The organism is Roseateles aquae (assembly GCF_032337115.1).
Classification (GTDB): Bacteria; Pseudomonadota; Gammaproteobacteria; order Burkholderiales; family Burkholderiaceae_C; genus Roseateles_C; species Roseateles_C aquae.
Map to the genome: position 1 here is coordinate 112,816 of NZ_JAVXZY010000012.1, position 24,348 is coordinate 137,163.

General features: G+C 67.4%; 19 protein-coding genes. 12 read left to right on the forward strand and 7 right to left on the reverse strand.

Annotated features, from left to right (window positions below; genetic code table 11):
* Positions 1 to 78 precede the first annotated feature (78 nt).
* Together asd and RQP53_RS22405 are read left to right on the forward strand one after the other, a co-directional pair.
* Positions 79 to 936, forward strand: a complete 858-nt coding sequence (gene asd / locus RQP53_RS22400) for an archaetidylserine decarboxylase (RefSeq protein ID WP_315652932.1) — start codon at positions 79 to 81, stop codon at positions 934 to 936.
* Positions 937 to 1,148: 212 nt separating this feature from the next.
* Complete coding sequence (locus RQP53_RS22405; protein WP_315652933.1) at positions 1,149 to 2,288, forward strand: hypothetical protein; 1,140 nt, start codon at positions 1,149 to 1,151, stop codon at positions 2,286 to 2,288.
* Between the two features lie 34 nt (positions 2,289 to 2,322).
* Here RQP53_RS22405 and RQP53_RS22410 read toward each other — a convergent pair whose 3' ends face one another.
* On the reverse strand, positions 2,323 to 3,222 hold the full coding sequence (locus RQP53_RS22410; RefSeq protein ID WP_315652934.1) for a LysR family transcriptional regulator: 900 nt from the start codon (positions 3,220 to 3,222) through the stop codon (positions 2,323 to 2,325).
* Between the two features lie 743 nt (positions 3,223 to 3,965).
* Here RQP53_RS22410 and RQP53_RS22415 point away from each other — a divergent pair.
* Positions 3,966 to 4,982 (forward strand): aldo/keto reductase, encoded by a 1,017-nt coding sequence (locus RQP53_RS22415; protein WP_315652935.1) that lies wholly within the window; start codon positions 3,966 to 3,968, stop codon positions 4,980 to 4,982.
* Here RQP53_RS22415 and RQP53_RS22420 read toward each other — a convergent pair.
* Positions 4,937 to 7,234 (reverse strand): putative bifunctional diguanylate cyclase/phosphodiesterase, encoded by a 2,298-nt coding sequence (locus tag RQP53_RS22420; RefSeq protein WP_315652936.1) that lies wholly within the window; start codon positions 7,232 to 7,234, stop codon positions 4,937 to 4,939. The two genes, RQP53_RS22415 and RQP53_RS22420, sit on opposite strands and share 46 nt — an antisense overlap.
* Positions 7,235 to 7,381: 147 nt before the next feature.
* On the opposite strand from RQP53_RS22420, the gene RQP53_RS22425 reads away from it, so the two are divergent.
* The 5 genes from RQP53_RS22425 (at position 7,382) to RQP53_RS22445 (ending at position 14,507) form a co-directional block, all read left to right on the forward strand.
* On the forward strand, positions 7,382 to 8,707 hold the full coding sequence (locus tag RQP53_RS22425; protein ID WP_315652937.1) for a tryptophan--tRNA ligase: 1,326 nt from the start codon (positions 7,382 to 7,384) through the stop codon (positions 8,705 to 8,707).
* 13 nt (positions 8,708 to 8,720) lie between these two features.
* On the forward strand, positions 8,721 to 11,261 hold the full coding sequence (locus RQP53_RS22430) for a serine/threonine-protein kinase (RefSeq protein ID WP_315652938.1): 2,541 nt from the start codon (positions 8,721 to 8,723) through the stop codon (positions 11,259 to 11,261).
* 102 nt (positions 11,262 to 11,363) lie between these two features.
* Positions 11,364 to 13,064 carry an AMP-binding protein gene (locus tag RQP53_RS22435; RefSeq protein WP_315652939.1) on the forward strand — a complete coding sequence of 567 codons (1,701 nt, stop codon included), beginning with the start codon at positions 11,364 to 11,366 and terminating at the stop codon, positions 13,062 to 13,064.
* A 93-nt stretch (positions 13,065 to 13,157) separates the two neighbouring features.
* Positions 13,158 to 13,637, forward strand: coding sequence for a hypothetical protein (locus RQP53_RS22440; protein ID WP_315652940.1), 480 nt, complete (start codon positions 13,158 to 13,160; stop codon positions 13,635 to 13,637).
* 204 nt (positions 13,638 to 13,841) lie between these two features.
* Positions 13,842 to 14,507 (forward strand): VC0807 family protein, encoded by a 666-nt coding sequence (locus RQP53_RS22445; protein WP_315652941.1) that lies wholly within the window; start codon positions 13,842 to 13,844, stop codon positions 14,505 to 14,507.
* Positions 14,508 to 14,509: 2 nt separating this feature from the next.
* Here RQP53_RS22445 and RQP53_RS22450 read toward each other — a convergent pair whose 3' ends face one another.
* Genes RQP53_RS22450 through RQP53_RS22460 form a run of 3 tightly spaced genes read right to left on the reverse strand, consistent with a single transcriptional unit; the run spans position 14,510 to position 17,982 of the window.
* Entirely contained in the window at positions 14,510 to 15,607 is a 1,098-nt protein-coding gene (locus RQP53_RS22450; protein ID WP_315652984.1) for an MBL fold metallo-hydrolase, read from the reverse strand.
* Positions 15,608 to 15,641: 34 nt separating this feature from the next.
* The gene (locus RQP53_RS22455; RefSeq protein WP_315652942.1) at positions 15,642 to 17,330 is read right to left on the reverse strand and encodes a mechanosensitive ion channel family protein; all 1,689 of its coding nucleotides are present in this window, start codon (positions 17,328 to 17,330) and stop codon (positions 15,642 to 15,644) included.
* Between the two features lie 40 nt (positions 17,331 to 17,370).
* Positions 17,371 to 17,982, reverse strand: a complete 612-nt coding sequence (locus RQP53_RS22460) for a LysE family translocator (RefSeq protein ID WP_315652943.1) — start codon at positions 17,980 to 17,982, stop codon at positions 17,371 to 17,373.
* 417 nt (positions 17,983 to 18,399) lie between these two features.
* Between RQP53_RS22460 and RQP53_RS22465 the strand changes: the two genes are divergently transcribed.
* Positions 18,400 to 18,885: a hypothetical protein gene (locus tag RQP53_RS22465; RefSeq protein ID WP_315652944.1), complete on the forward strand. Its 486-nt coding sequence runs from the start codon at positions 18,400 to 18,402 to the stop codon at positions 18,883 to 18,885.
* Between the two features lie 113 nt (positions 18,886 to 18,998).
* Here RQP53_RS22465 and RQP53_RS22470 read toward each other — a convergent pair whose 3' ends face one another.
* Entirely contained in the window at positions 18,999 to 19,439 is a 441-nt protein-coding gene (locus tag RQP53_RS22470) for a hypothetical protein (protein WP_315652945.1), read from the reverse strand.
* A 389-nt stretch (positions 19,440 to 19,828) separates the two neighbouring features.
* Between RQP53_RS22470 and RQP53_RS22475 the strand changes: the two genes are divergently transcribed.
* From RQP53_RS22475 to RQP53_RS22485, 3 genes are read left to right on the forward strand one after another with little or no spacing between them, the layout of a single operon-like run.
* Positions 19,829 to 20,488 carry a response regulator gene (locus RQP53_RS22475; RefSeq protein WP_315652946.1) on the forward strand — a complete coding sequence of 220 codons (660 nt, stop codon included), beginning with the start codon at positions 19,829 to 19,831 and terminating at the stop codon, positions 20,486 to 20,488.
* Entirely contained in the window at positions 20,488 to 21,918 is a 1,431-nt protein-coding gene (locus RQP53_RS22480) for a sensor histidine kinase (RefSeq protein WP_315652947.1), read from the forward strand. The genes RQP53_RS22475 and RQP53_RS22480 overlap by 1 nt, the downstream gene beginning before the upstream one ends.
* Positions 21,915 to 22,481: an outer membrane beta-barrel protein gene (locus RQP53_RS22485; RefSeq protein ID WP_315652948.1), complete on the forward strand. Its 567-nt coding sequence runs from the start codon at positions 21,915 to 21,917 to the stop codon at positions 22,479 to 22,481. The genes RQP53_RS22480 and RQP53_RS22485 overlap by 4 nt, the downstream gene beginning before the upstream one ends.
* A 288-nt stretch (positions 22,482 to 22,769) precedes the next feature.
* Here the strand turns inward: RQP53_RS22485 and RQP53_RS22490 are convergent, their stop codons facing one another.
* Positions 22,770 to 24,032, reverse strand: a complete 1,263-nt coding sequence (locus RQP53_RS22490; RefSeq protein ID WP_315652949.1) for a D-alanyl-D-alanine carboxypeptidase family protein — start codon at positions 24,030 to 24,032, stop codon at positions 22,770 to 22,772.
* Positions 24,033 to 24,348 lie beyond the last annotated feature (316 nt).

Below are 24,348 nucleotides of genomic sequence, written 5' to 3' on the forward strand. Positions count from 1 at the left end.
CGTCAATGGTGAGGCCGGCCTACAATTCCGGGCCGGTTTGCTCCTTGGTACCGGTATCAAGAGAAAGTGATTGACGCCGTGTCCGACCGCCTTGCCGTCCTGCCCCAGTACCTGATGCCCAAGGGCCTGCTGACCCGCCTGGCCGGCAGCTTTGCGCGGGCCCAGCTCGGCGGCCTGACGACGGCCGTGATCCGCCGCTTCATCGCCCGCTACAACGTGAACATGGCCGAGGCCGCCAATCCCGATCCGGCCGCCTATGCCAGCTTCAACGATTTCTTCACCCGCGCGCTGAAGCCCGGCGCCCGGCCGCTGGCCAGCGGCGCGCTGATCTGCCCGGTGGACGGCGCCATCAGCCAGTTCGGCCCTATCGAGCGCGGTCAGATCTTTCAGGCCAAGGGCCACAGCTTCAGCGCCACCGCGCTGGTCGGCGGCGATGCGGCGCTGGCCGCGCAGTTCGACGACGGCTATTTCGCCAACCTCTACCTGAGCCCGCGCGACTACCACCGCATCCACATGCCCTGCGCCGGCCGCCTGCTGCGCATGATCCATGTGCCGGGCGAGCTGTTCTCGGTCAACCCGACCACCGCGCGCGGCGTGCCGGGCCTGTTCGCGCGCAATGAGCGGGTGGTCTGCGTGTTCGAGTCCGACGCGGGCCCGTTCGTGCTGGTGCTGGTCGGGGCCACCATCGTCGGCTCGATGGCGACCGTCTGGCACGGTGTCGTCAACCCGCCGCGCCCTGGCCAGCCGCGCAGCTGGCATTACGAAGACGGCGACATCCGCCTTGCCCAGGGCGAAGAAATGGGCCGCTTCCTGCTCGGCTCGACGGTGGTGATGCTGTTCCCCAAGAGCCGCCCCCTGCAGTTCAATCCGGCCTGGCAATGCGAAGGCACGCAGCGTGGCAGCGCGGTGCGGCTGGGTGAGTTGATGGCGAGCTGAACCTCGGACCGGCGCGATTCCGTCCACTAGCCCCCCAATTGAGGGGCTGCGTCTGTGTATGGATGGAAGCCGCCAAGACTGCGGGTTAGCATCGTCCCCGCTTGCCGTGAACCACCCCGACAATCAAACGGCAGTACGCATGACTGTCCCGCTGTCGGCGCTTCAGCAAGCCGGCGCAGGGGCGTCGCTCTATCCATCAAGAACACACATCGATGAAGCTTCTTCTCGCCGGCATTCCTATCGCCCTGGCCCTGTTTGCCAGCCAGGCTCAGGCCCAGGCGTCGACACCTGTCTACACGTGGCGCAATGTCAGTCAGGCGCTGGGCGTTCAGGCTGAGAACCTGCAGATGAATGCGCGCGGGCAGCTCTCGGGCAGTGTTCGCTACGAAGGGCATCACTTTGCCTTCCTGTCCAACAGGGACCTGACTGGTATTCAGCGCTGGCCTCAGCTTGGCGCTTCAGACAGCATCGCCAAGGCCATCAACGGTGCTGGGCAGATCGCAGGAACGGCAAAGCTTGGCGAGTACAACTGGCAGGCCTTCGCGACCGAAGCGGGCGGCGAGCACCCCTATCTCTTGGCCGGAGCCCGAGGCGAGTTCAACGCGGCGGTTGGCATCAACGAGGCAGGTGCTGTGGCTGGCAATCGCGGCTATTGGGGCGGGCAGCCCAACAGCGCCACGAAGTGGATCGATCATGGGCAAACCGTGATCGAGCTGCCCTCGCTGGGTGGCGCCAGTACGCTGGCGGCGGGCATCAATGCGGCGGGTCAGGTGGTCGGTGAAGCGCAAGACCAGAACGGCGATCTGCATGCGGTGCTGTGGAGCGTCAGTGGCCGGGAGGTGCAGGACCTGGGCACCTTGGGTGGGCGTTGGAGTACCGCCAGGGCCTTGAACGACCAGGGGCTGGTCGTGGGCGGCTCGTTCACGGGTGACGCGGTCGGCTTTCACGCCTTTGCCTACGACAGCGCCAGCCAACAGATGCGCGACCTCGGTACCCTGGGGTGGGGCCAGAGTTTTGCCCGCGCGATCAACAACACAGGCATGGTCGGTGGCACGCTGGCGAACGGCTTTATCAGCCCGTCCGATCCCTCGCTCATCGGCCACGCCTTCATCACTGGGGCTCATGCCCAAGGCATGTGGGACCTCAACAGCTTTGTCCATCTGCAAGACGGCCACTATCTGGCCGATGTGCTGAACATCAACGACGCGGGCCAGATTCTGGCCTTGGACGAACAAGGCGCAGGCTATCTGCTGACACCACTGCCCTTGCCGGTGCCCGAGCCAGCCGCGTTCAGCTTGCTGCTGGCCGGCCTCTTCGCGCTGCGCGGCGTGCAACGACGTCGCGGCCACTGAGCCTGATCGTCGCTGTCGCGCGCGGTGTTGCTTGCTAGGCCAAGGCCGGCAGCATCGCAATAAAGGCGCGCAGCGCCGGGCTGGTCTGGCGGCGGCCGGGGTAGTAGAGGGCGAAGCCGGTGCCGTCGGGGCACCAGTCGCCCAGCACCTGGACCAGCCGGCCGGCGGCGAGGTGCTCGCGGGCCGCGCATTCATAGACATAGGCATAGCCCACGCCTTCCAGCGCCGCCGCGAGCGCGACGCTCTGGTCGTCGACGATCAGCGGCCCGGGCGGGTCGAGCTTGAGCGCAGCGCCGTCGCGCGGATCGCTGAATTCCCACTGGAACATCGCACCGCTGGCAAAGCGCTGGCGCACGCAGGGCCGCTGCATCAGCTCACGCGGCTGCAGCGGTGCGGGCTGCGCCACCAGCACACCCGGCGCGGCGACGACGACAAAGCGCTGCGCCGGCCCCAGCGGCACGGCCACCATGTCTTGCGGCAGCCGCTCGGCAAAGCGCACGCCGGCATCGAAGCCCTGAGCGACGATATCGACCAACGCATCCTGGGTGCACAGCTCCAGCTCGATCTGTGGATGGGCGCTCAGAAAGCGCGCCGCGATCGGTGCCAGCAGCAGCCGCGCCGCACTGCGTGGCACCGACAGGCGCAGCACGCCGCTGGGCGCTTCCTTCATCGCTGCCACGTTGGCAAAGGCCTGATCCAGGCTGGCCAGCGCCGGCGCCGCCTGCGCCAGCAGCCGCTCGCCGGCCGCCGTGAGCGCGACGCTGCGGGTGCTGCGGTTCAGCAACGCCACCCCCAGCTGCGCCTCCAGCCTCTGCATCGCCTGACTGACCGCCGAGGGGCTCAGGCCCAGCGTCAGCGCGGCGCGGCGGTAGCTGCGGGCGTGGGCGACGGCGGCGAAGATGCGCAGGGGTTGGAGTTCGGGGGTGGGGGTCATGGGGGGATTGTTGAGCAAGTCTGCGTCCCATAGGACTGCGACTCGTGAGCGGTGCCTTTGTTTCTTTTTTGATTCGCTTCGCGTAGGTGCCGAAGTGGCGTGCATGTGAGCCCGCCGGGATTCCGCCCCGGCTGGCGGGTAACTTTCTTCTGTCCGGCGACAGAAGAAAGTCACCAAAGAAGAACGCCTGAACGTGCGACTTTACTGAGCAGGTTGCTCGCTAGCGCTCGAACCGAGGTAGCGACACAAGGGGCAGCTGATCACCGCTAGACGGCTCATAGGGCGGTTCGGCATGCTGGGCTCTGGCAGAACAGCCAACAGCCAACAGCCGCATGTCTTCGGATGATTGGGTATTCGGTCTTCTTCCAGAGCCCAGCATGCCGAACCAGCGGTGTAGCCGTTTGGCGGTGATCAGCTGCCCCTTCGCGCCAGTGCTTGCCACGAGCGTGAGCGAGCGTGCCGCTCGGTCAAGTCGCACGTTTGCATTTCGGGCTCTCTTCTTTGGTGACTTTCTTCTGAGCCAGCAGAAGAAAGTTACCCGCCAGCCGGGGCGGAATCCCGGCGGGCTCTCACGCACAACGTAAGACCACCAGCGGATAGCTGCTCAACCAAAGCCAAGCCGGCACAACGAAACAGCCCCCCACTGTTAAGCCCCACCACACACCCCATTCACCTCCCCACGACTTGTGCCCAAGCCCCCCCACCCCGACGATGCAAGCACCTCTTCCAAGGATGCTGAAACGATGAACACCACTGCCACAACCACCCGCCCCCTCACCACCCAACAAGTCCCCGCCGTCGGCCTCGGCTGCATGGGCATGAGCGAGTTCTACGGCGATAGCGACGAGGCGGAATCGCTGGCGACGCTGCATGCGGCCTACGAGATGGGCGTGCGGCACTTCGACACGGCCGATACCTATGGCTCCGGCCACAACGAGCAGCTGCTGGGTCGCTTCCTGGCCGAGCTGGGGCCGGCGCGGCGCAGCGAGCTGGTGCTGGCGACCAAGTTCGGCATCCAGCGGCCGCCGGGCACCTACGAGCGCCACATCGTCAACTCGCCGGCCTATGCGCGGGAAGCCTGCGAGGCCTCGCTGCGCCGGCTCGGTGTCGAGCAGATCGGGCTCTACTACGTCCATCGGCGCGACCCGGCGCTGCCCATCGAGACAGTGATGGGTGCATTGGCCGAACTGAAGCAGCAAGGCAAGATCGCTGCCATCGGCCTCTCCGAGGTCAGCGTTGAGACGCTGCGCAGGGCCCATGCCGTCCATCCGGTGGCGGCGCTGCAGAGCGAGCTGTCGCTGTGGGAGCGCGGTGCCGAGCGTGAGATGCTGGCGCTGACGGCCGAACTCGGCACTGCCTTCGTCGCCTACAGCCCGCTGGGCCGCGCGCTGCTGACGGCCGAGCTGCCGGCCACGCAAGACCTGGCCCCCAACGACTTCCGCCGGGCATTGCCGCGCTTCAATGGCGAGGCCGGCGAGCACAACCGCCAGCTGGCCGAGCGCCTGGCCGCGCTGGCGGCCGACTGGGGAATGAGCGCCGCGCAGCTGGCACTGGCCTGGGTGCTGGGCAGCGGCGAGCATGTGCTGGTGATTCCGGGCACGCGCCGGCGCCGCCACCTGGCCAGCAACTGGGCCGCCGGCACGCTGCGGCTTGGCGCGGCGCAGCGTCAGCAGCTGGACCAACTCTTCGCCCCCGGTGCCGTGGCCGGCGCGCGCTATACCGAGCTGGGCTGGGTGGGCATCGAGTCAGCGCGCGACTGAGCGGCGAGCAAGGCCGTCGCCGCCGCCGCCGGCAGCGGGCGGCCGAGGTAATAGCCTTGCAACTGCGTGCAGCCCAAGGCCTCCAGTGCGCTGGCCTGCTCTTCGGTCTCAACGCCCTCGGCCACGATTTCCAGGCCCAGCGACTGGCCCAGCGCACAGGTGGCGCGCAGCACTGCGGCGGCGTCGGGCCGCGGCAAGGGCTCGACCATGCTGCGGTCTATCTTCATCGTGCTGATCGGCAGCTTGCGCAGCATGGTCAGCGAGGACTGGCCGGTACCGAAGTCGTCCAGTGAGCACAGCACGCCGGCCTCGTGCAGCAGCCGCAGCTGCGGCAGCACACGATCGAGCTGGCCGATGGCAGCGGACTCGGTGATCTCAACCTCGACGGCGGAATGGGGCAGCCTCGCCTCATCCAGCGAGCGCAGCAACCGGGCGGCGAAGTCGACATCTTCGAACTGCAAGGGCGAGACGTTGACGGCCACCGTTGGCAGCTCACCGAACTGGCGCTGCCAGTCGCACAGCTGCCCGATCGCGATGGCCAGGATCAGTTCGCCCAGCCGCTTGATCTGACCGGTGCGCTCGGCCGCCGGCACAAAGTCCATCGGGCTGATTCTTGTGCCATCGGGCCGCTGCCAGCGCACCAGCGCCTCGAAGCCGCAGAGCCGGCGTGCCCCGGCGCTGAACTTGGGCTGGTAGTCGAGCACGAACTCGCCGGCGGCTATCGCCTGAGCCAGCGACTGCTCGGCCTGCAGCCTCGCCTCGGCAGCACGGTTCATGCCGCGGTCGTAGAACACCGAGGCATTGCCGGCGATCTGCTTGGCGCGGTGCATGGCGGCGTCGGCGGCGCGCAGCAGCGCGGTGCCGTCGCGGCCGTCCTGCGGATAGAGCGCCACGCCGGCGGACAAATGCACCAGCAGCTCATGGCCCTCGACCCGCAGCGGCGTGCCCATCAGCGCCAGCATGTGCTCGACCTCGGCCTGCGCATCCTCTGGAGTAGCCACCTGTTCGATCAGCAGCAGGAATTGATCTTCGCCCAGTCTGGCCAGCTGGGTGCCGGGGGTCAGGCCTTGCCGCAGGCGCTGCGCAATCGCCTGCAGCAGCGCATCGCCGACCTGATGGCCCAGCGTCTCGTTGACCAGCTGAAAGCGGTCGACATCGGCCGAGATCAGCGCAAACGGCTGGCCGCGGGCGCTCAGCCGCTGCAGCTGCTCGACCGCATGGTTGCGGTTTGGCAGATCGGTCAGCTCGTCGTGCAGGGCCTGGCGGCGCAAGGCCTCCAGCGCCGTTTGCCGCGCCGTGTCGTCGATCATCACCAGCAGCTCGGCCGGCTTGCCGTCCCAGTCGATATGGCTGGACAGGCTGCGCAGGAACAGGCGCCGCCCGTCATGCGTCTGCCGCAGGCCCTGCCAATCAATCCTGGCGTCGGGGTCAGCCAGCACGGCGGCGTGGCGGCGCAGCGCCTGCTCGCGATCCTCGGCCTCGACCAGCTCGGTCACCACATCGGCACGGCGCGCAGCGGCCAGTGTCGGATAGCCAAAGATCTGCAGTGCGGCTGGATTGGCGTAGAGCACGCGGTGCTCGCGCAGCACCGCCAGGCCCTGCAGCGAATGCTCGGCCAGCCGGGTGAAGCGCTCGGCCTGCTCGGCCGCCTCGCGGTGGGCGCGGGCCACGGCGACGATGATCAGCGCCAGGCTCAGCACCGTCTGCACGACCAGGCCGGAGCCATGGGTGATCGGCGAGCGGCTCATCGGGTCGAGCAAGGGCCCGCTGACATGGACCATGCCCGAGGCGATGAAGCAGGCGGCCAGCGCCGTTTCGCTGCGCCGGCCGTGCAGGCCAATCCAGGCCGCGCACAGCCAGTTGCCCAGCGCCAGCACGGCGGCGGCCGCGGCAATGCCCCAACGCATGTCCTGGATGCCGATCAGCGCCGTCGCCAGCGTGACCACCGCCAGCGTGATGCTCCAGAAGCGTGCTGACCAGGGCCGGCTGCGGTACTGGCTGGCGCCGGCCATGTACAGATACAGCGAGGCCATCACCGCCGCCGAGGCGCCAAAAGCCTGGGCCTTCAGACGCAGGCCGGCCATGTTCGGCTCGGCCATTCCCAAGCCCAGCGCCAGGCCCACGCCCAGCAGCAAGGCGCTCCAACCCCACAGCCGCACATAGCCGTAGCGGCGGTCGATATGCCAGAGCACCAGCAGCGTGGCGCCCATCAGCACTTGCAGGCAGGAACTGATCAGAACCAGATGACTCATCCGGGATCCTTGCCGCCATGACAGCCGCGGCATCGGGCCATCCTAGCCGAGGCGACCGGTCCAGGGCCAGGCTTTCCCCCGGGAGCGGGAGCCGCTTTGCTGGGACAATGACGGCTTTGTTGCCTTTTGCACCCACAGCTGCACACCATGACCCAGCGCGTTCTGACCGGCATCACCACCACCGGTATCCTGCACCTCGGCAATTACGTCGGCGCCCTGCGCCCGGCCATCGCGGCCAGCCGCGAGGCGGGCGTCGAGAGCTTTTTCTTCATGGCCGACTATCACGCGCTGATCAAGTGCGATGAGCCCGAGCGCATCGAGCGCTCGCGCCTGCAGATCGCCGCCACCTGGCTGGCCGCCGGGCTGGACACCGAGCGCGTGGTCTTCTACCGCCAGAGCGATATCCCCGAGATTCCCGAGCTGACCTGGCTGCTGACCTGCGTGACCAGCAAGGGCCAGATGAACCGTGCCCATGCCTACAAGGGCGCGGTCGACGCCAATCTGGCTGCCGGCGAGGACGCCGATGCCGGCATCACCATGGGCCTGTACAGCTACCCCATCCTGATGGCGGCCGACATCCTGATGTTCAACGCCCACCGCGTGCCGGTCGGCAAGGATCAGGTTCAGCACATCGAGATGTGCCGCGACGTGGCCCAGCGCTTCAACCATCTGTTCGGCCGCGGCAGCGGGTTCTTTGTGCTGCCCGAGGCCCAGGTCGACGCCGAGATGGAGCTGCTGCCGGGCCTGGACGGCCGCAAGATGAGCAAGAGCTATGACAACGTCATCCCCTTGTTCGAAGGCGGCGCACGCGCGCTGAAGGACGCCATCGCCCGCATCGTCACCGATTCGCGCCTGCCCGGCGAGCCCAAGGAGACCGAAGGCTCGCACCTGGTCAGCATCTACGACGCCTTTGCCACGCCGGCCCAGCGCGAGGCCTTCCGCGCCGAGCTGCGCGCCGGCCTGGCCTGGGGCGAGGCCAAGCAGCGCCTGTTCGAGCTGATCGACGCCGAGATCGGCCCGATGCGCGAGCGCTACGACTCGCTGATGGCCAATCCCGAGCGCATTGAAGAGATCCTGCAGCAGGGTGCGACCAAGGCCCGCGCCATCGCCGCGCCCTTGCTGGCACAGCTGCGCGAGGCCGTCGGCCTGCGCCGCTTCCAGCCGCTCAAGGCCGCCGTGCAGGAGGCCAAGCTGAAGGCGGCGCTGCCGGTGTTCAAGCAATACCGCGAGGCCGATGGCAAGTTCTACTTCAAGCTCAACAGCGCCGAGGGTCAGGTCTTGCTGCAAAGCCAGGGCCTGGAGCAGGGCCGTGAGGCTGGCCAGTGGGTGGTGCGGCTGAAGCGCGAGCCGGCCGCGCTGGCTGAGGCACCGGTGCAGCTGGGCGAGGGCGTCAGCGCGGCCGCTGTGGCCGAGGCGCTGTCCGCGCTGGCGGCGGCCGAGCTGGCCGCGGAAGCAGCCAAACAAAAGGCCTGATCCCGCGCCGCCCATGAGCGCCGCCGAGCCGCTGCCCGACGAGGCGCCGCGCATCCAGGGCGGCGATCGCCTCGGCGCCTGGCGGGTGCAGCGCCGCATCGGCATGGGCGCGATGGGCGAGGTCTGGCTGGCCCGCCGCGACGACGGCCTCTACGAATCCGAGGCCGCGATCAAGCTGCTGCGGGCCGATGTCAGCGGCCCCGGCCTGGGGGCCCGCTTTGCCCGTGAGCGGGCGTTGCTGGGGCGGCTCCACCACCCCGGTATTGCCCGGCTGCTGGATGCCGGTCACGCCGAGGGCCAGGCCTATCTGGTGTTGGAGTTCATTGCCGGGCAGACGCTCAGTGCCCATGTGGCGCGCCGCCATCTGCCTGTGGCCGAGCGGGTGCAGCTGCTGATCGGCATCGGCCAGGCGGTCGAATACGCCCATGGCCAGCTGATCGTCCATCGAGATCTGAAGCCGGGCAATGTGATCGTCAGCGAGGCCGGCCAGCCCAAGCTGCTGGACTTCGGCATCGCCGCCATGCTGGAAGATGAGGAAGCCGGCGACAGCGCGCTGACCCGCGTTGCCGGCCGCCGCCTGACACCGGCCTACGCGGCGCCGGAGCAGATCCTCGGCGCACCGCTGGGCGTGGCCGCCGATGTCTATGCGCTGGGCGTGATGCTGTACGAGCTGCTCAGCGGCGAGCTGCCGTTTCGGCCCGAGCACGACACCCGCCAGGCGCTCGAACATGCGGTGCTGCACACCGAGCCGCGGCGCTTTGCCGAGCTGATCGCCGCCGGCCAGGCCCGCGCCGGTGGCCCCGGCCTGCCGCCCGATGCGCGGCTGGCGCTTGGCGACCTGGAGGCCATCTGTGCCAAGGCGCTGCGCAAGACGCCGGCCGAGCGCTACGCCAGCGTGCGCGCCTTGATCGACGATTTGCAGTGCTGGCTGGATCACCGCCCGGTCAGCGCGCGGCGCGAGGAATGGCGCTACCGGGCCAGGCTCTGGCTGCGCCGCAACCGGGTGGCGGCGCTGGCGGCCAGCGGTGTGCTGCTGGCGCTCAGCGCCGGCCTGGCCGTCAGCCTGTGGCAACGCCAGCGCGCCGAGCACGAGGCCGAGATCGCCGCCCAGGCCACCGACTATCTGGGTGAGCTGCTCGCCTCGGCCGACCCCAACACCCATGGCGGCAAGCCGCCGACGGTGCTGGACCTGCTGGAACGCAGCCGCGCCGAGCTCGATCAGCGCTTCGCCAGCCAGCCCGAGCTGCAGCTGCGCCTCTACAGCGTGCTGACCGACACCTACCGCTCGCTGCACCGTTTCGACATTGCGCTGGGCCTGGGCGAGCGTGCGCTGGCGCTGGCCCGCTCGCTATGGGGCGAGCGCGACCCGCGCAGCATCGAGGCAGCGATGGACCTGGCCAAGGCCTACACCGCGCAGAACAACCCCACCCGGGTGGTGGCGCTGGCCGAGCCGCTGCAGGAGCGGGTGCGCCAGCTCTATGGCCCGAGCTCGGACCAGTACAGCGAGATGATCCATGTGCTGCTGCCCGCCTATGCCCGGCTGGGCCGCTTTGCCGAGGCTGAAGCCCTGGTGCAGCCGGGCCGGGCGATCGACGAGGCGCTGTTCGGCAAGCAGGACTTTCGCTCGCTCTACTTTTCCAACTACGTGCATGGCCTGCGTGTGGCCCAGGGGCGCTGGCGCGAGGCCGAGGCGCTGCTGGAACAGATTCGCCCAGGCTGGCAGACCCCGCAGGCCGAGGCCGAGTACGCCACCTATGTGCTGACGCTGCGGCGCAATCTGCTGGTGGTGCAGATGCGCCGTTTGAAAGACGCCGATCTGGAGGGCCAGGCCCGTGCACTGATGGCCGAGATGGATGCCAAGCTCGGCGCCGCCAACGAGATGCGGCCGGCGCTGCAGACCGAGCTGGCGCGCTACCTCGGCGAGCGTGGCGAGTACCGCCGCGCCTGGGCCGAGCATGAGGCCATGGACGCTGCCGCGCCGGCCCAGCAGTACGAAACCCGCCGCTTGCCGCGCCAGATCGCCCTGCTGCTGGCCCGCGCGCTGGCCGGCCAGCCGCTGCAGCTGGCGCCGCAGGCCCTGGCGGCGCAGTTGCAGGCCTCGACGCTGCTGGTCGGCCCCAACCGCGTCGAGCAGTGGCTGCGCCTGGCCCAGCTGGGCCTTTTGCTGCAGGACGGCGGGCTGGCCGATCAGGCCTTGGCGGCGCTGCAGGCCGAGCCCAGCCTGGCCGGCAATCCGCCGCAACGCAGCCGCTACGAACAGCTGCTGGGCGAGCGGGCACGCCAACGGGGCGAGCTGGGGCAAGCCCTGACCCTCTTGCACCGCCGCGCCGCCTATTTCGACGGCCTGGGCGAGCCGCAATACCTGCCGCACTGGCTGGCCCAGCTCGATCTGGCCGCCACCCTGCTGCGCGCCGGCAAGCCCGAGGCCGCGGCGGCGCTGGCCCGCGCCGATGCGCTGCGCCCGGCCAGCTTGCCGCCAGGCCATCCGCTGGATCAGCTGCGCCAGGCACTGGGCCGGCAGGATTTCACAGCCTCGCTTGACGGTCGGCTCTAAAAGGCTGTTGCTCGCGCGCAAACCCGCTGGTCAGGCCTGGCCTCAGCGGCTAGCCTCTGGCTCAGCATTGCCCACACAAACAGCAGTATTGGAGACAAGACAATGGCCGCCATTTCCCCCGACACCCTGGCCCTGCAACGCCTCTACCACTGGGAGCGCACGGCGGCCGATCAGCTGGTGCTGACGCAACCGATGGGCGGTGGCCAGGTGCAGACCTGGACCTGGGGCCAGGTGGCCGATCAGGTGCGCCGCATGGCCGCGCATCTGCAGCAGATGGGCCAGGCCCAGGGCTGGGGCCCGGGCGCCAAGGTGGCCATCCTGTCGAAGAACTGTGCCTGGTGGCTGATGAGCGATCTGGCCATCTGGATGGCCGGCTATGTCTCGGTGCCGCTGTACCCGACGCTGGCGCCGGAAACCATCCGCCAGATCCTCGAACACAGCGAGGCCCGCGCCTGCTTCATCGGCAAGCTCGATGGCTGGGCCGGCATGAAGCCCGGCGTGCCGGCCGGCCTGCCCTGCATCAGCTATCCGCTGTCGCCCGACGATGCCCGCAAGGACTACCCCGGCTGGGACGCGATCTGCGCCAAGGTGGCGCCGCTGCAGGGCCAGCCGCTGCGTGGCGGCGAGGACCTGGCCACACTGATCTACACCTCGGGCACCACCGGCGCACCCAAGGGCGTGATGCACAGCTTTGGCAATTTCGCCTGGGCGCTGACGGCGGCCATCGGCCGCGTGCCCATGGGACCGGACGACCGCCTGCTGTCCTATCTGCCGCTGGCCCATGTGGTCGAGCGGGTGCTGGTGGAACATGGCTGGCTGCGCGCCGGCTTCAAGGTCTATTTCGCCGAGACGCTGGACACCTTCACCACCGATCTGCAGCGCGCCCGGCCGACGATCTTCTTCTCGGTGCCGCGGCTGTGGGTCAAGTTCCAGCAGGGCGTGCAGCACAAGCTGCCGCAGGCCAAGCTGGACAAGCTGCTGGGCATTCCGCTGATCGGCTGGCTGGTCAAGCGCAAGCTGATGAAGGCGCTGGGCCTGGATCAATGCCGCGTGGCCGCCGGCGGCGCGGCGCCGATGCCGGTGGCGCTGCTGCACTGGTATCGCAAGCTGGGGCTGGAGGTCAACGAAGGCTACGGCATGACCGAGAACCTGGCCATCTGCAATATCACCATCCCGGGCAAGGACCAGACCGGCACCGTCGGCCCGGCCTATGACGGCGTGCAGCTGCGCATCGATCCCAGCAACGGCGAGCTGCTGATGAAGAGCCCGGCGCTGATGCTGGGCTACTACAAGGAGCCGCAGATGACTGCCGAGGTCATCGATGCCGAAGGCTGGCTGCACACCGGCGACAAGGCCGCCATCGACGGCCAGGGCTGCCTGCGCATCACCGGCCGGGTCAAGGATCTGTTCAAGACCAGCAAGGGCAAGTACGTCGCCCCGGCGCCCATCGAAGACCGGCTGATGCTGAACAAGGACATCGAGGCCTGCGTCGTCACCGGCGCCAATCTGGGCCAGCCGGTCGGCATCGTCATGCTCTCGCCTGACGCGGCCGAGCGCAGCGGCTCGGCGGCCGACCGCGAACAGCTGATGGCCCAGCTGAGCAAGCATCTGGACGACATCAACGAACGCCTTGACCCGCATGAGCAGATGGACTGCCTGGTCGCGGTCAAGACACCCTGGACGGTCGACAACGGCTTCATCACGCCGACCTTCAAGGTCAAGCGCAACCGCATCGAAGAGGTCTATGGGCCGCAGCTGGAGGCCTGGGTCGGCTCACGCAAGAAGATCATCTTCGGCGACTGAGCTTCTTCCCTCGCCGCGGCAGGCTGCCGCACAATCGGCGCGGGCCGCCGCAGCGGCCGGGAGTCTGGCATGCAGCAGCTGATGGATCGCGTCTTGCAACCCCTTGCCCTTGCGCTGGCCGGCATGTTGCTGGCCCTGGCGGCACCCAGCCTGGCGGCAAGTTCGGCCGAGGGCCGCGCCGCGGCGGCTGCGGCCGCCAAGCTGGCACCCGGCGTGCGCTGGCAGGCCGACAGCCTGCTGCGTGCCGACATCGACTGCGATGGCCACGACGACCTGATCCTGCTCGGCAAGGGCCAGGACGAGCTGGTGCTGCTGATCCTGCCCGACCACTGGCACAAGAAGCCGCTGTGGTGGCGTCAGCCCTGGCGCGATATTGCTCTGGCCGATCTGCAGCTGAGCGTGGAGCCGCTGGATGTGAGCGACAGGGAATTCGCCAATATGCAGGGCTTTGTGCCCGAGGGCTATCGCCGCTCAAGCAGCTGCCGGGGCCTGCTGCTGAACCAAGGCGAGATCGACCCGCTGCACTTCTACTGGAACCATCAGCGCGGCCAGCTGAGCTTCTGGTCGCTGTGAGCGAGTGCCGGCCTGCCCAGGCAGCGGTCGGCACAAAGTCGTGGCCATGGAACACGCCACAGAGCCACGGAGTCACAGAGGAAACACAGAGGAAACACAGAGAAAATTCACTTTGAATTTCTCTGTGTCTCTGTGCTCTGCTTCCAGCCGACCGTTTCGCACGGCTTACAGTCGCTCACCCTTGGCCTGCAAAAGTACCCGACCATGACCGACGCGAAGCGCCAGCAATGGCTCAAGCTGATCCCCGAACTCGTCGTCAACTTCGTGCTGCCCTGGGTGGCCTACAAGCTCGCGCTGCCGAAGTGGGGCGAGGTCGATGCGCTGCTGGCCTCGGCGCTGCCGCCGCTGCTGTGGAGCGTGGTCGAGCTGATCCGCTTCCGGCGCATCGATGCGCTGAGCCTGATCGTCATTGCCGGCATCGTGCTCTCGCTGGCCGGCCTGGCAATGGGTGGTGATACCCGGGTGCTGTTGATGCGCGAATCGCTGGTCTCGGGCTTGCTGGGCCTGGCCTTCCTCGTCTCGCTGCTGTTCCCGCGGCCGCTGATCTACCACCTGGCGCGGGCCACGGTGGCGCGGCAATCGGCCGAGGCGCTGGCGGCTTTCGAGGCCAATCTCGATCAGCCGCCGGTGCGCCGCGGGCTGTTCACGATGACGCTGATCTGGGGCGGCGGGCTGACGTTTGAAATGATCATTCGCGCGGCGCTGGCCTGGAGCTGGCCGACCGAGCGCTTTCTGCTCGTCTCGCCCTTCATCAGCTACGGGCTGATGGGCCTGCTGGTGCTGCTGACGCTGTGGCAGCGCCGCCGCATACAGGCCGAGATGGCGCCGCCGCTGCAGGCGCAGTCTGCCGCAGCGGCCCCCCAGGGCTGAGCTCAGTCCCGCCCGCCCTCGACCGGCAGCCCGGCCGCATGCCAGCGCAGCATGCCACCGGCCAGATTGGCCAGCTGCTTGAATCCGGCTTTTTGCAGCAGCACCGTGGCCTGGGCCGAGCGGGCGCCGGAGCGGCAGATGGCGACCACCGGCTGGCTGGCATCCAGCTCGGCCAGCCGGGCGCTCAGTTCGGCCAGCGGCAGCAGCCGGGCACCGTGGATGTGGCCCAGGCCGGCCTCGAACTCGGCCGGCTCGCGCACATCGAGCAGCTGCAGCGGCACGGCGCTGGCGGGCTGCGTCTGCGCCTGGGCCAGGCGCTCGGCCAGCGCATCGGGCTGGATCTCCCAGATGCCGCTGAAAGTCTGTGTTAGCGGTGCCCAGCCGGGCTCGTCGCTGCTGTTGGCCTGATCGGGCTGGCCGCAACGCAGATTGGCCGGCACGGCGATGTCCATCAGCTTGGGGTGGGGCAGGCCGAGGTGGTTCATATAGCCGGCGAAGTCGTTCTCGTTGACGTCGCCACCCAGCCGTGGGTTGAAGCGCAACTCCTCGGCCACGCTGGTCACCGTCAGGCCGCGGTAGTCGTGGCCGGGGTAGAGCAGGCAGCTCGGCGGCAGCGTCAGCAATTGCTCGCGCACCGAGTGGAACAACCGGCTGGCGCTGCCCTGCTGGAAATCGGTGCGGCCGCAGCCGCGTATCAGCAGGCTGTCGCCGGTGAAGGCCATGCTGTGGTCGTCCAGCACATAGCTCAGGCAGCCATTGGTGTGGCCCGGTGTGGCGCGGACTTCCAGATAGCGGCTGCCGAAGGCGACGCGATCGCCATGGCTGAGCAGACGATCGGCACCGCTGGCACCGCTGGCCTCGGCCAGCAGGATCTGGCTGCCGCAGCGCTGCTTGAGCCGCCAGGCGCCGGTCACATGGTCGGCATGGACATGGGTCTCCAGCGTGGCGATCAGGCGCAGGCCCAGCTCGCGCAGCAGCGCCAGGTCGCGCCGTTCGTGCTCGTAGACGGTATCGATCAGCAGCGCCTCGCCGGCCGCCGCGTCGGCGAGCAGGTAGGTGTAGGTGGAGGAGCTGGGGTCGAAGAGTTGGCGGAAGATCAGCATGCGGGGCTTTCAGGCGGGCGTGGCGAGAGCTTCAGTCGGCAGCATGCGGCGCGGGCGGCCGGACGGCGGCCGGTGCCAGCGGTGGGTTCCACAGCGAGGGCGGCACCTTCTGCGGCGAGGCCGGGTCGTCGCGGTAATGGGGGGACATGATCTGCACGTCGTTCTCGTTGAAGACGTCCTGGATATTGCCATGCAGCTGGTTCAGCGCCTCGATGCGCCGCCGCGGCGCCAGCCGGTTGCCCTGGGCGCACAGCCGGTATTCCACATAGAAGTCCGACAACGCCGTCTGCACCACATAGGGCGCCGGCTCGGTGGCCACGCCCGGCGTGCGCCGCGCCGCTTCGAGCAAGAGCGCATGCACCTGGCGCCAGGGCGTGCCGTAGCCGATGGTCACCGCCGTTTGCAGCATGAACTGGCCGTCGTCCACCAGGCGCGAGAAATTGCGCACCGGCTGGCTGAACACCGCCGCATTGGGCAGGCTGACCTCCTCGCCCATGCCGGTGTGGATGCGGGTGGCGAACATGCCGATCGCGGCCACGGTGCCCTCGACCTCGCCCACCCGCACATACTCGCCGACGCGCAGCGTGCGCGAGTACATCAGGCTCATGCCCGAGATCGCCTGGCCGACCAGGCCCGAGCCGCCCAGCGACAGCATCAGGCCGGCCAGCACCGTGACGCCGCGAAACGCCTCGCTGTTGGCGCCGGGCAGGTAGGGGTAGGCCATGGCCAGCGCGAACAGCCAGATCAGCACATTGGCCAGGCGCCGCGTCGGGCCGGCGGTGTCCTGGTCCAGCCAGCGCAGCTGCAGCTCGCCGCGTTCGACCCGCGCCAGCAGCAGCGCATTGGTGCGCGTGGCCAGCCGCGCCAGGCCGAAGATCAGCGCCGCCGTCAGCAGGCCCGGCAGCGCACTGGCCGCCGCCGCGGCGAACTGGCCCAGCAGGCCGAGCAGCCAGTCCTGCGAGCGCTCGCCCCAGGGCCGGGTGTAGGCGAACAGGCTCAGCACATGGCTGGCCCAGATGTCGATCAGCAACAGCGCCAGCGCCCAGCTCAGCAGTGTGGCCAGGTACTGCGCGCCGGACTGCGCATGCTCGCCATAGCCGGCCAAGAGCTGCGGTTGCTGGCGCTGCCAATCGGCCAACCGCACGGCCAGCCGGGCCAGCGCGCGGCGCCGGGCGGCGAAGATCAGGCGCAGCAGCCCATAGGCCAGCGCCGTGGACACCAGCGCATAGGCGGCCGCCAGGGCCAGGCGGCGCGGATCATGCAGCTCGCGGCTTTCCAGCACGGCCACGCGCAGGCGCCGTTCAACGTCCAGCGCGCCGCGTTCGAACTCGGCCGCCGCTTGGGGGCCGGAGAAATCGGCCCCGCTGAGGAAGAACAGCGGTTTGCCGTCGACATCGAAGCGCAGCAGCTCGCCCTGCGCCACCCGGCTGATCTGGCCCGGCCCCTGGTCGACGCCGGCCGACTCGAAAGCCAGCCGCGCCAGCTCGGCGCGCTGCTCGGGCGCGTTGCCCAAGAGCGTGGCCTGAAAGGTGACGATGCGGCGCTTGTTCAGCCATAGCGTGCGGCGCTGCAGGGCCGCGTCGTCGAGCGCGGGCGCGCTGGCCGCCGCCGCTGGCCCGTTCACGGCCGTCGTCTGCGCCAGGGCCGGGCTGCCCAATAGCAGGCCTGATAGCAGGCTCAATAGCAGCGTGGCGCCCAGCGCCCGTAGCCACTCAGTCATCGTCAATCCTCTCAGTTTGCGGTTTCGGTGGGGCAGGGCTTCAGCGCGTTAGCGGCAACGCCGTACCCATGGCGACGAACAGGCCGCCGCAAATCTTGTTGAAACGCCTGCCCAGCTTCTGCAGGCCGCGGCGAATCCGTTGCGCCAGCGAGGCCAGCAGCATTTCGACCAGGCATTCAACGATGACGAACACCGTGGCCATGATCAGAAACTGCGGCAGCAGCGGCCGCTGCTGATCAATGAACTGCGGCAGAAAGGCGCCGTAGAACAACAGCGCCTTGGGGTTGGAGATCGCCGTCAAGAGGCCCAGGCGAAACAGCGTGGCGCCGCTCATCGTGGCGCTGTCGGCGCTGGCCTCCAGCTGGATGGCCGGCGCACGCCAGAGCTGCACGCCCAGCCAGATCAGGTAGGCGCCACCAAGCAGCTTCAGCGCACTCAGCGCCCCCGCCGAGGCCTGCAGCAGCGCGCCAATGCCCAGCATCGACAACGCAATCAACAGCGCAAACCCAATCGCCCCGCCCGCCACCGTCCACACCGTCTTGCGCTGGCCATGCAGCGCGCCATGGGTCAGCACCAGCAGGCTGTTCGGGCCGGGGGTGAGCGACAGGCCGAGGGCGGCCACCAGATAGAGCAGAAACGTGTGCCAGGCCATTGAAATCCCGCCGTTGCTTGGATGCTGGGTGGAGAGTCTAGGGCTTGGCGGTGAGGTGGCGGGATCAGGTTGGCTTGGATGGCGGCGCCATTCCTGTTCCGCGGGATGCACCGGACGGGAAGCTGCTGCCACGGTGACGTCGATCGCCATTCCTCCAACCGTCCAAGCTGACGGACAAGGTGCGAGATTCCTGATACTTGGCCAGGTTCCTTGCAAACTCTCAACGGCCCGGCAGGTCGCCCGCCAACGGCCTTGCCTTCGCTCGGCGGCTCCAGCGCTCGCCAGCAGCAGATCGCATGACCGAGTTCACGAGGCGATTCCGTGTAGGCCGCCAGTTGGATGTCCTCGTCAATTCTGCGGATGCGTTCTGCCCCTGTGCTGGCATCGTTGCTGGCATTCAATCTGAGACTTGCCGTCATGAGCGACCCAACAAGTTCTGCTGCGCCCGTCCAAGACGGCTCGCACGAGATTTCAGCACCGCCGCTGGTTCGGCGTCTTCTCTATGGCGTCTTCCTCTGGTGCCTGCTGGGAATCTCGGCCGGCTACGGAATGCGATTCTGGAATGACTCGCCTGTTCACCCGAGCTTCCTGCCTCTGGTTGGCGTGGCCTTTGCTGCGATCTTGGCGTTCTCGGTGGTCATGGCATTTCGTTCCTTTGCGGGTGAAATCCAAGTGGAGCTTTCGTCGATCAAATTCAGAGGTGCCTCAGGACCGGTTTTGTTCTGGGCTCTTTGTTTTCTCACCGTATGCACTGGGGGAAATCTGCTCGGCATGTCGGAGGCTGTTAAGGCGCCAGCAACGGTGCATTACTGGTCATGTGGCGCGTTTGAAGTAGCAACAGGCAAGTGTGTGCCGCAACTCCAGAACGGCGCTCCGACGGCAGCCAGCTCGCCGTCGCGCTAGGCATTTTGCTGCCGAAGGTGTGCAGCTTTTTGCCGTGACGACGCTCTATTCAGCGATCCCTGCGTGAGCGTGAGCCCGAGCCCGCAGGCCTGATCTCTGCGAGGTTGGGACGCTCATACCTTGGCGAGAAAAGCTGCCGCATCAGGCGCTTCACACGGCCAGTCGGCGAAGACGCCGACCAGATTGCATTCCACGCAGTGGCAAGCGATGTAGTACCAGCGCACCTTGTGCGTGCCCTCGTGCACCGCGACGCCGGACACCAGCTCGAACACCTCGTTCTCGCACACGCACTCGTGCGTCTCGGGCGCGGCGCCGTCCATGTAGTCCGCGCTATTGCCCATCAGGTGTTCCTGGCCGCAGTCGGTGCAGGTGCGGATGGCCACGCCGGCTTCTTCATCGCTCTGCAGCGCGAAGGTCCGGCAGCCGCAATCGCATTTGGACGCGGCAAAGCGGACGGCCTCATGACGATTCGCAATGCTGTAGCTGCGCAGCTCCGCTTGGGTGTCGCCCGACGTCGTCCCGTACCAGAACTCGCCTTTTTTCGTCAGTGCCATTGATGGTGCTCCATGCTTCAAAGGGCTTCCCGGCAGGCCTGACGGCATGCGCGCCCCGATCATTTGGATTCTGCCTGGAGGACCGGCGCTCGATCAGCGCGGCCGTGAGCACGGTCATCCGACACGCGTAGGCCGGGTTAGCCGCAAGCCTAACCCGCCTTACAGCGGTGGCACTTCGCCAAGCCGTCAATCACCGGTTTCAGATTCCACCAATGGCGGCGTTTCAAGACCCAGCGCGGGTCAAACGACCCGCCCTACCGGGCTGTCGTTTGAGCGAGGAGCGCTGCGCCGAGCGCCAAGCGAGGGCTGAGTTTCAGCCTGGGCACGCAGGATTGGTACTATCGCGCCCCGATTTGACCGAGGGCAGCGTCGATCCGACTGCCGCTCCCATGCATATTCTCTTGATCGAAGACGATCTCGACCTGGGCCGCGCGCTTCAAGTCGCCCTGCGCAGCGAGGGATATAGCAGTACCTGGCTGCGGCGCATGAGCGATCTGCCACCCAGGCTAGACCCGTCCGGCCAGGACGCCGTGCTGTTGGATCTGACCATGCCTGATGGCGATGGTCGGCAACTGCTGACTCGTTGGCGTCGCCAAGGCAACGCTGTTCCGGTCATTGTGATTACGGCACGCGCCTCGCTGGAGGACCGCCTGGCCGGCTTCGACGGGGGAGCCGACGACTATGTAGTAAAGCCGTTTGAGATGCCCGAGTTGATCGCGCGGCTACGCTCGGTACTGCGACGATGTGCCCAGCAGGCATCGGATCTGTGGACGCTAGGCGAACTGACGATCGAGCCGCGCCGGCAGCGGGCCATGCTGGGAGGCAGTGAACTGTCGCTATCACCCCGTGAGTTCCAGTTGCTGCTGGAACTTGCCCGCGAACGGGGTGGGGTCGTGGCCAAGCACCTGCTGGCTCAGCGAATGGCGCCATTGGGCGAACCTCTGGAGCTCGGCACTCTTGAAGTGCATCTGGCAAACCTTCGGCGCAAGATCGGCACAGCGCGCATTGGCACGATGCGCGGTGTAGGCTATTGGCTGGAATGCGCGTGATGCCGCAATGGCTGCAGCCTACATTGACGCGGCGGGTGGTCGGTGCCTTGCTGCTGGCCATCTTTCTGTTTGCCGTGCTGATCCTGGTCGAAGATCAAATGGATCTGCAGCAGACCATGTCAACGGATCCCGGCATTGGTCAGTTCGGCCGAGAAATTGCCGTGGGGCTTGATGTCATTGACGACGCTGCGCTGGCGGCACGGGTGCTCGACGCGCACCTACAGCACGTCAACCGGCTTCGAGCACGGCAGGCCCTGTCACCAGGCCCCCTGTTGGCCCACCTTGTCGATCATGCGGGCGCCACGGTCTATCCCTCTGCTCTTGCATTCAACATTGGCAAGATTGGCAACGGCGAGCAGCAAATAGCGGGGAAGGCCTATTGGACCTACCGTCAAGACGGAGCGCGCTGGTCCTTACGCATGGCCGAGCCCGCGTTGTCGCGCACACAATTGCTGAGTTTTGCCAGTTGGGCATTGGGCAAGCAGCTGATGTTGGCTTTCCCGCTGATGCTGCTGCCACTCTGGCTGGCGGTGTACACCGGGCTCGCGCCACTGCGACGCTTTGCACGTCGACTGCATCAGCTGGATCCGAAGCATGACCTCGCGCCACTGCAGGCTGACCTGCGTTACAGCGAACTGCGCCCCGTGGGTCAGGCCTTCGATGTGTTGCTAGATCGCCTGCGCCAGCGACGCGCCCGTGAGCGTGCCTTTGTTCACGAGGCGGCGCACGAATTGCGTACCCCATTGGCTGTTGTTGCCACCCAAGCCCATGCGCTGATGAAGGCGCCAGATGACACTGCCCGCGCCAGCGCTGCCTCGGCACTCAATGCGGCCATCGCCAGAAGTGCCCACCTGTCCAGCCAGTTGCTGGATCTGGCCAGTCTCGACAATGAACAGCCCAGCGTCCCCACAACGCTCGACCTGACTGGCTTCTGCGCATCGCGCCTGGCCGAGCAGAGCGCCCTGGCCCGGGAGCGCGGCATCTCGCTTGCACTCGACGCGCCCGAACATTTGCATGCTTGCGTCGATGCCGTGGCGCTGCATTCGGTGTTGCAGAACTTGCTCGACAACGCGCTTCGCTACGTGAACCGTGGCGGGCACGTCGAGGTGACCCTGGGCTCTGGAGCGGATGGCCTGACGCTGTCCGTGGCCGATGATGGCCCAGGCATCGCCGCCGAAGACCACCCCATGGTGTTCGAGCGCTTCTGGCGAGGTGTTGGGCATGAAGTACCAGGCAGCGGACTCGGGCTGGCCATCGTGGCGCGAGCCGCCGAACGGATGGGGGGGCGGATCTGCATCGGCGACGGGCTGGCTCGCCCGGGCGGCTGCGGCGCTAGATTCGAGCTGCAACTGCCGCTCTTGGGTATTCCTTCAGGTACGGCTTTGAACAATGGCTCGGTCGCAATTTCAGCCGACCAGGAGTCCACTTGAATTACAGAGAATTTTCTTTCTGCGCAGCAGCATTTGTCTTTGCCGCCGCAGCCCATGCTGCCGAACCCTATGTGGGCTTCAATCTCGCCACGCCGGGTGAGGCGAACTTTCGCATCAACAACCGACTCGTTCCTAACGACAACCATCCGCATGCGGTGAAGCTGTACGCCGGCCTGCAATTCACACCCACCTGGGCAGCCGAAGTCGGCTACGGTGCATTCGGCACCTGGCGTGCCAGCGACTCGACAAGCGGGTCAGCGCTGCAGGCCAAGCTGTCGTCAAAGGTTGCCTATCTGGCGGCACGGGCGACGCAGCCTTTGAGCGAATCGTTTGACTTGTTCGGCAAGGCTGGCCTTGCGCTGAATCGGGTGAGCAGACAGGATTCGCAGGGCTTCTCTGCGCGCGAGTCCTTCGTGCGACCGATGCTTGGCGCCGGTCTGGCCTGGAAACTGACACCCCAGATGTCTGCCACTGTCGAGTATGCCCACTACGGCTCGCGCCGCACTGACGGTGACAAATTCACGCAGCAAAAGCTCGAGTTAGGCGTTGCCCTCAGCTTCTAGTCGCGGATCCGTTTGCAGCAGTTTCATGACCTGCCGGCCGCCAAGTGCTCAATGATGTGCCAGTTGAACAACGGCGGCAGGCAGCTCTTGAAATGAGACTCAAGATGAAGGTGTTGATGCAGCAGGAGCGATCAGCCTTGTAGGGCGGGCCACTCGGCCCGCGCGGCATGAACAAACTCAGCTGAGCCCGGTTCCATGGCGTCAAAGTCGCGCCTCGCAACGGCAAGCACATGTGCCTGCCGCCGCTGGTCACGCCTGCCAGCGCGACCTCGACGCCCGCCTGCCGCCTTACTTCGAGAACCACCCCACCACGCGCTGGCGCAGCCGCTCAAAGAAGCCCGCGCGTTCCACGTCAGCCAGTGCCACGACCTGGGCTTCGCCAAGCGCCTTGCCGTTGGCCGTGGCGACGATCTTGCCGATCACGGTGCCCTTGGCGATGGGCGCTTCGATGGTCGGATTCAGCGTGAGGGCGGTCTTGACGGCGGCGGCCTGGCCCTTGGGCACTACCAGGGTCCAGGGCTGGGCGAGGCCGGCATTGACGGCCGGGGCCACGCCGTAGGTGACCTTGGCGCTGGCGAGCGTGGCGCCAGCCTGTGCGGGGGTGGCTTCCTCGAAGTTCGCGTAGCCCCAGTTGAACAGCACGCGGGTCTGGTCGGCACGGGCCTGCTTGCTGTCGGCATTCATGATCACCGAGATCAGGCGCATGCCGTTGCGCTTGGACGATGCCGTCAGGCAGTAGCCGGCTTCCTCGGTGTGGCCGGTCTTGAGGCCGTCCACCGTCGGGTCGGTGTACAGCAACGCATTGCGGTTGCCCTGCTTGATGCCGTTGTAGCTGAACTCGCGCTCGGCGTAGATCGGGTAGAACTCGGCGCTGTTGCGGATGATGGCGGCGGCCAGCACGGCCAGGTCGCGGGCCGAGGCCTTGTTGTTGGGGTCGGGCAGGCCGGCCGAGTTGGCGAACTGGGTCTTGCTCATGCCCAGCTTCTTGGCCTCGGTGTTCATCATCGCCACGAAGCCGGCCTCGGAGCCGCCGATGTGCTCGGCCAGGGCCTTGGAGGCGTCGTTGCCACTGGCGATCACCACGCCGCGCAGCATGTCCATCAGCGAGGCCTGCGCGTTGAGCGGCACGAACATGCAGCTGTCACCGTCCTTGCCGCCGCGACACCAGGCGTTCAGGCTCATGGTGACCGGATCGGTGGGCTTGACCTTGCCGCTCTTGAGCGCCTGCTCGACCAGGTAGCTGGTCATCATCTTGGTCAGCGAGGCCGGCGGCAGCGGCTCGTCGGGGTTCGACGAGGCCAGCAGCTGCCCGGTATTGAAGTCCATCAGCACCCAGGCCTTGTTGGCGAGCAGGGGCACCGATTGCCCGTTGGCGTCGGTGGTCATCGCCGGTTCAGCGGCGGCCTTGTCGGCCTTGTCGGTCTTCTGCTTGTGCGCGGCGGCACGCGGCTTGGCGTGCGGGGCGCTGAGCGCCGTCGTGGGCTGGGCAAGCAAGAGGGCGCTGGCAAGCACGGCAGAAAGCTGGAAGGCAGAGTGGGAGCGGGAATTCATCGAGAGGTGCTTTTTCAGGAAGGCGACAGCGGGGAGCATCAAAGAGCCGGCAAGGGGCACGGGGCGCCAGACCGCCGGAACGGGCATTGTGCCAATGGATTCTTGCAGGGCGGTCCAGGCGGCCCATGCAGGCAGAGTTGCAGGCGGAGTTGCAGCGCGTGGTGATGTGCATCGGGGCTGGGCTGCGCGCGTGTTCGTGGCGGGTGTTTGCCCTGCGCTCAGGGAGAAATGGGCAACATGGTTGTCGCAGTTCAGTGATGACTGAACCGCAACGGTCGGCAAATCATGGACTTGCCCGATCCGTGATCGGCGCTCT

Excerpts from the sequence above, each read along its gene's own strand:
- RQP53_RS22405 (WP_315652933.1), top strand. The coding sequence starts at position 1,149 with ATGAAGCTTCTTCTCGCCGGCATTCCTATCGCCCTGGCCCTGTTTGCC.
- RQP53_RS22410 (WP_315652934.1), bottom strand. The coding sequence starts at position 3,222 with ATGACCCCCACCCCCGAACTCCAACCCCTGCGCATCTTCGCCGCCGTC.
- RQP53_RS22415 (WP_315652935.1), top strand. The coding sequence starts at position 3,966 with ATGAACACCACTGCCACAACCACCCGCCCCCTCACCACCCAACAAGTC.
- RQP53_RS22420 (WP_315652936.1), bottom strand. The coding sequence starts at position 7,234 with ATGAGTCATCTGGTTCTGATCAGTTCCTGCCTGCAAGTGCTGATGGGC.
- RQP53_RS22425 (WP_315652937.1), top strand. The coding sequence starts at position 7,382 with ATGACCCAGCGCGTTCTGACCGGCATCACCACCACCGGTATCCTGCAC.
- RQP53_RS22430 (WP_315652938.1), top strand. The coding sequence starts at position 8,721 with ATGAGCGCCGCCGAGCCGCTGCCCGACGAGGCGCCGCGCATCCAGGGC.
- RQP53_RS22435 (WP_315652939.1), top strand. The coding sequence starts at position 11,364 with ATGGCCGCCATTTCCCCCGACACCCTGGCCCTGCAACGCCTCTACCAC.
- RQP53_RS22445 (WP_315652941.1), top strand. The coding sequence starts at position 13,842 with ATGACCGACGCGAAGCGCCAGCAATGGCTCAAGCTGATCCCCGAACTC.
- RQP53_RS22455 (WP_315652942.1), bottom strand. The coding sequence starts at position 17,330 with ATGACTGAGTGGCTACGGGCGCTGGGCGCCACGCTGCTATTGAGCCTG.
- RQP53_RS22460 (WP_315652943.1), bottom strand. The coding sequence starts at position 17,982 with ATGGCCTGGCACACGTTTCTGCTCTATCTGGTGGCCGCCCTCGGCCTG.
- RQP53_RS22465 (WP_315652944.1), top strand. The coding sequence starts at position 18,400 with ATGAGCGACCCAACAAGTTCTGCTGCGCCCGTCCAAGACGGCTCGCAC.
- RQP53_RS22470 (WP_315652945.1), bottom strand. The coding sequence starts at position 19,439 with ATGGCACTGACGAAAAAAGGCGAGTTCTGGTACGGGACGACGTCGGGC.
- RQP53_RS22475 (WP_315652946.1), top strand. The coding sequence starts at position 19,829 with ATGCATATTCTCTTGATCGAAGACGATCTCGACCTGGGCCGCGCGCTT.
- RQP53_RS22480 (WP_315652947.1), top strand. The coding sequence starts at position 20,488 with ATGCCGCAATGGCTGCAGCCTACATTGACGCGGCGGGTGGTCGGTGCC.
- RQP53_RS22490 (WP_315652949.1), bottom strand. The coding sequence starts at position 24,032 with ATGAATTCCCGCTCCCACTCTGCCTTCCAGCTTTCTGCCGTGCTTGCC.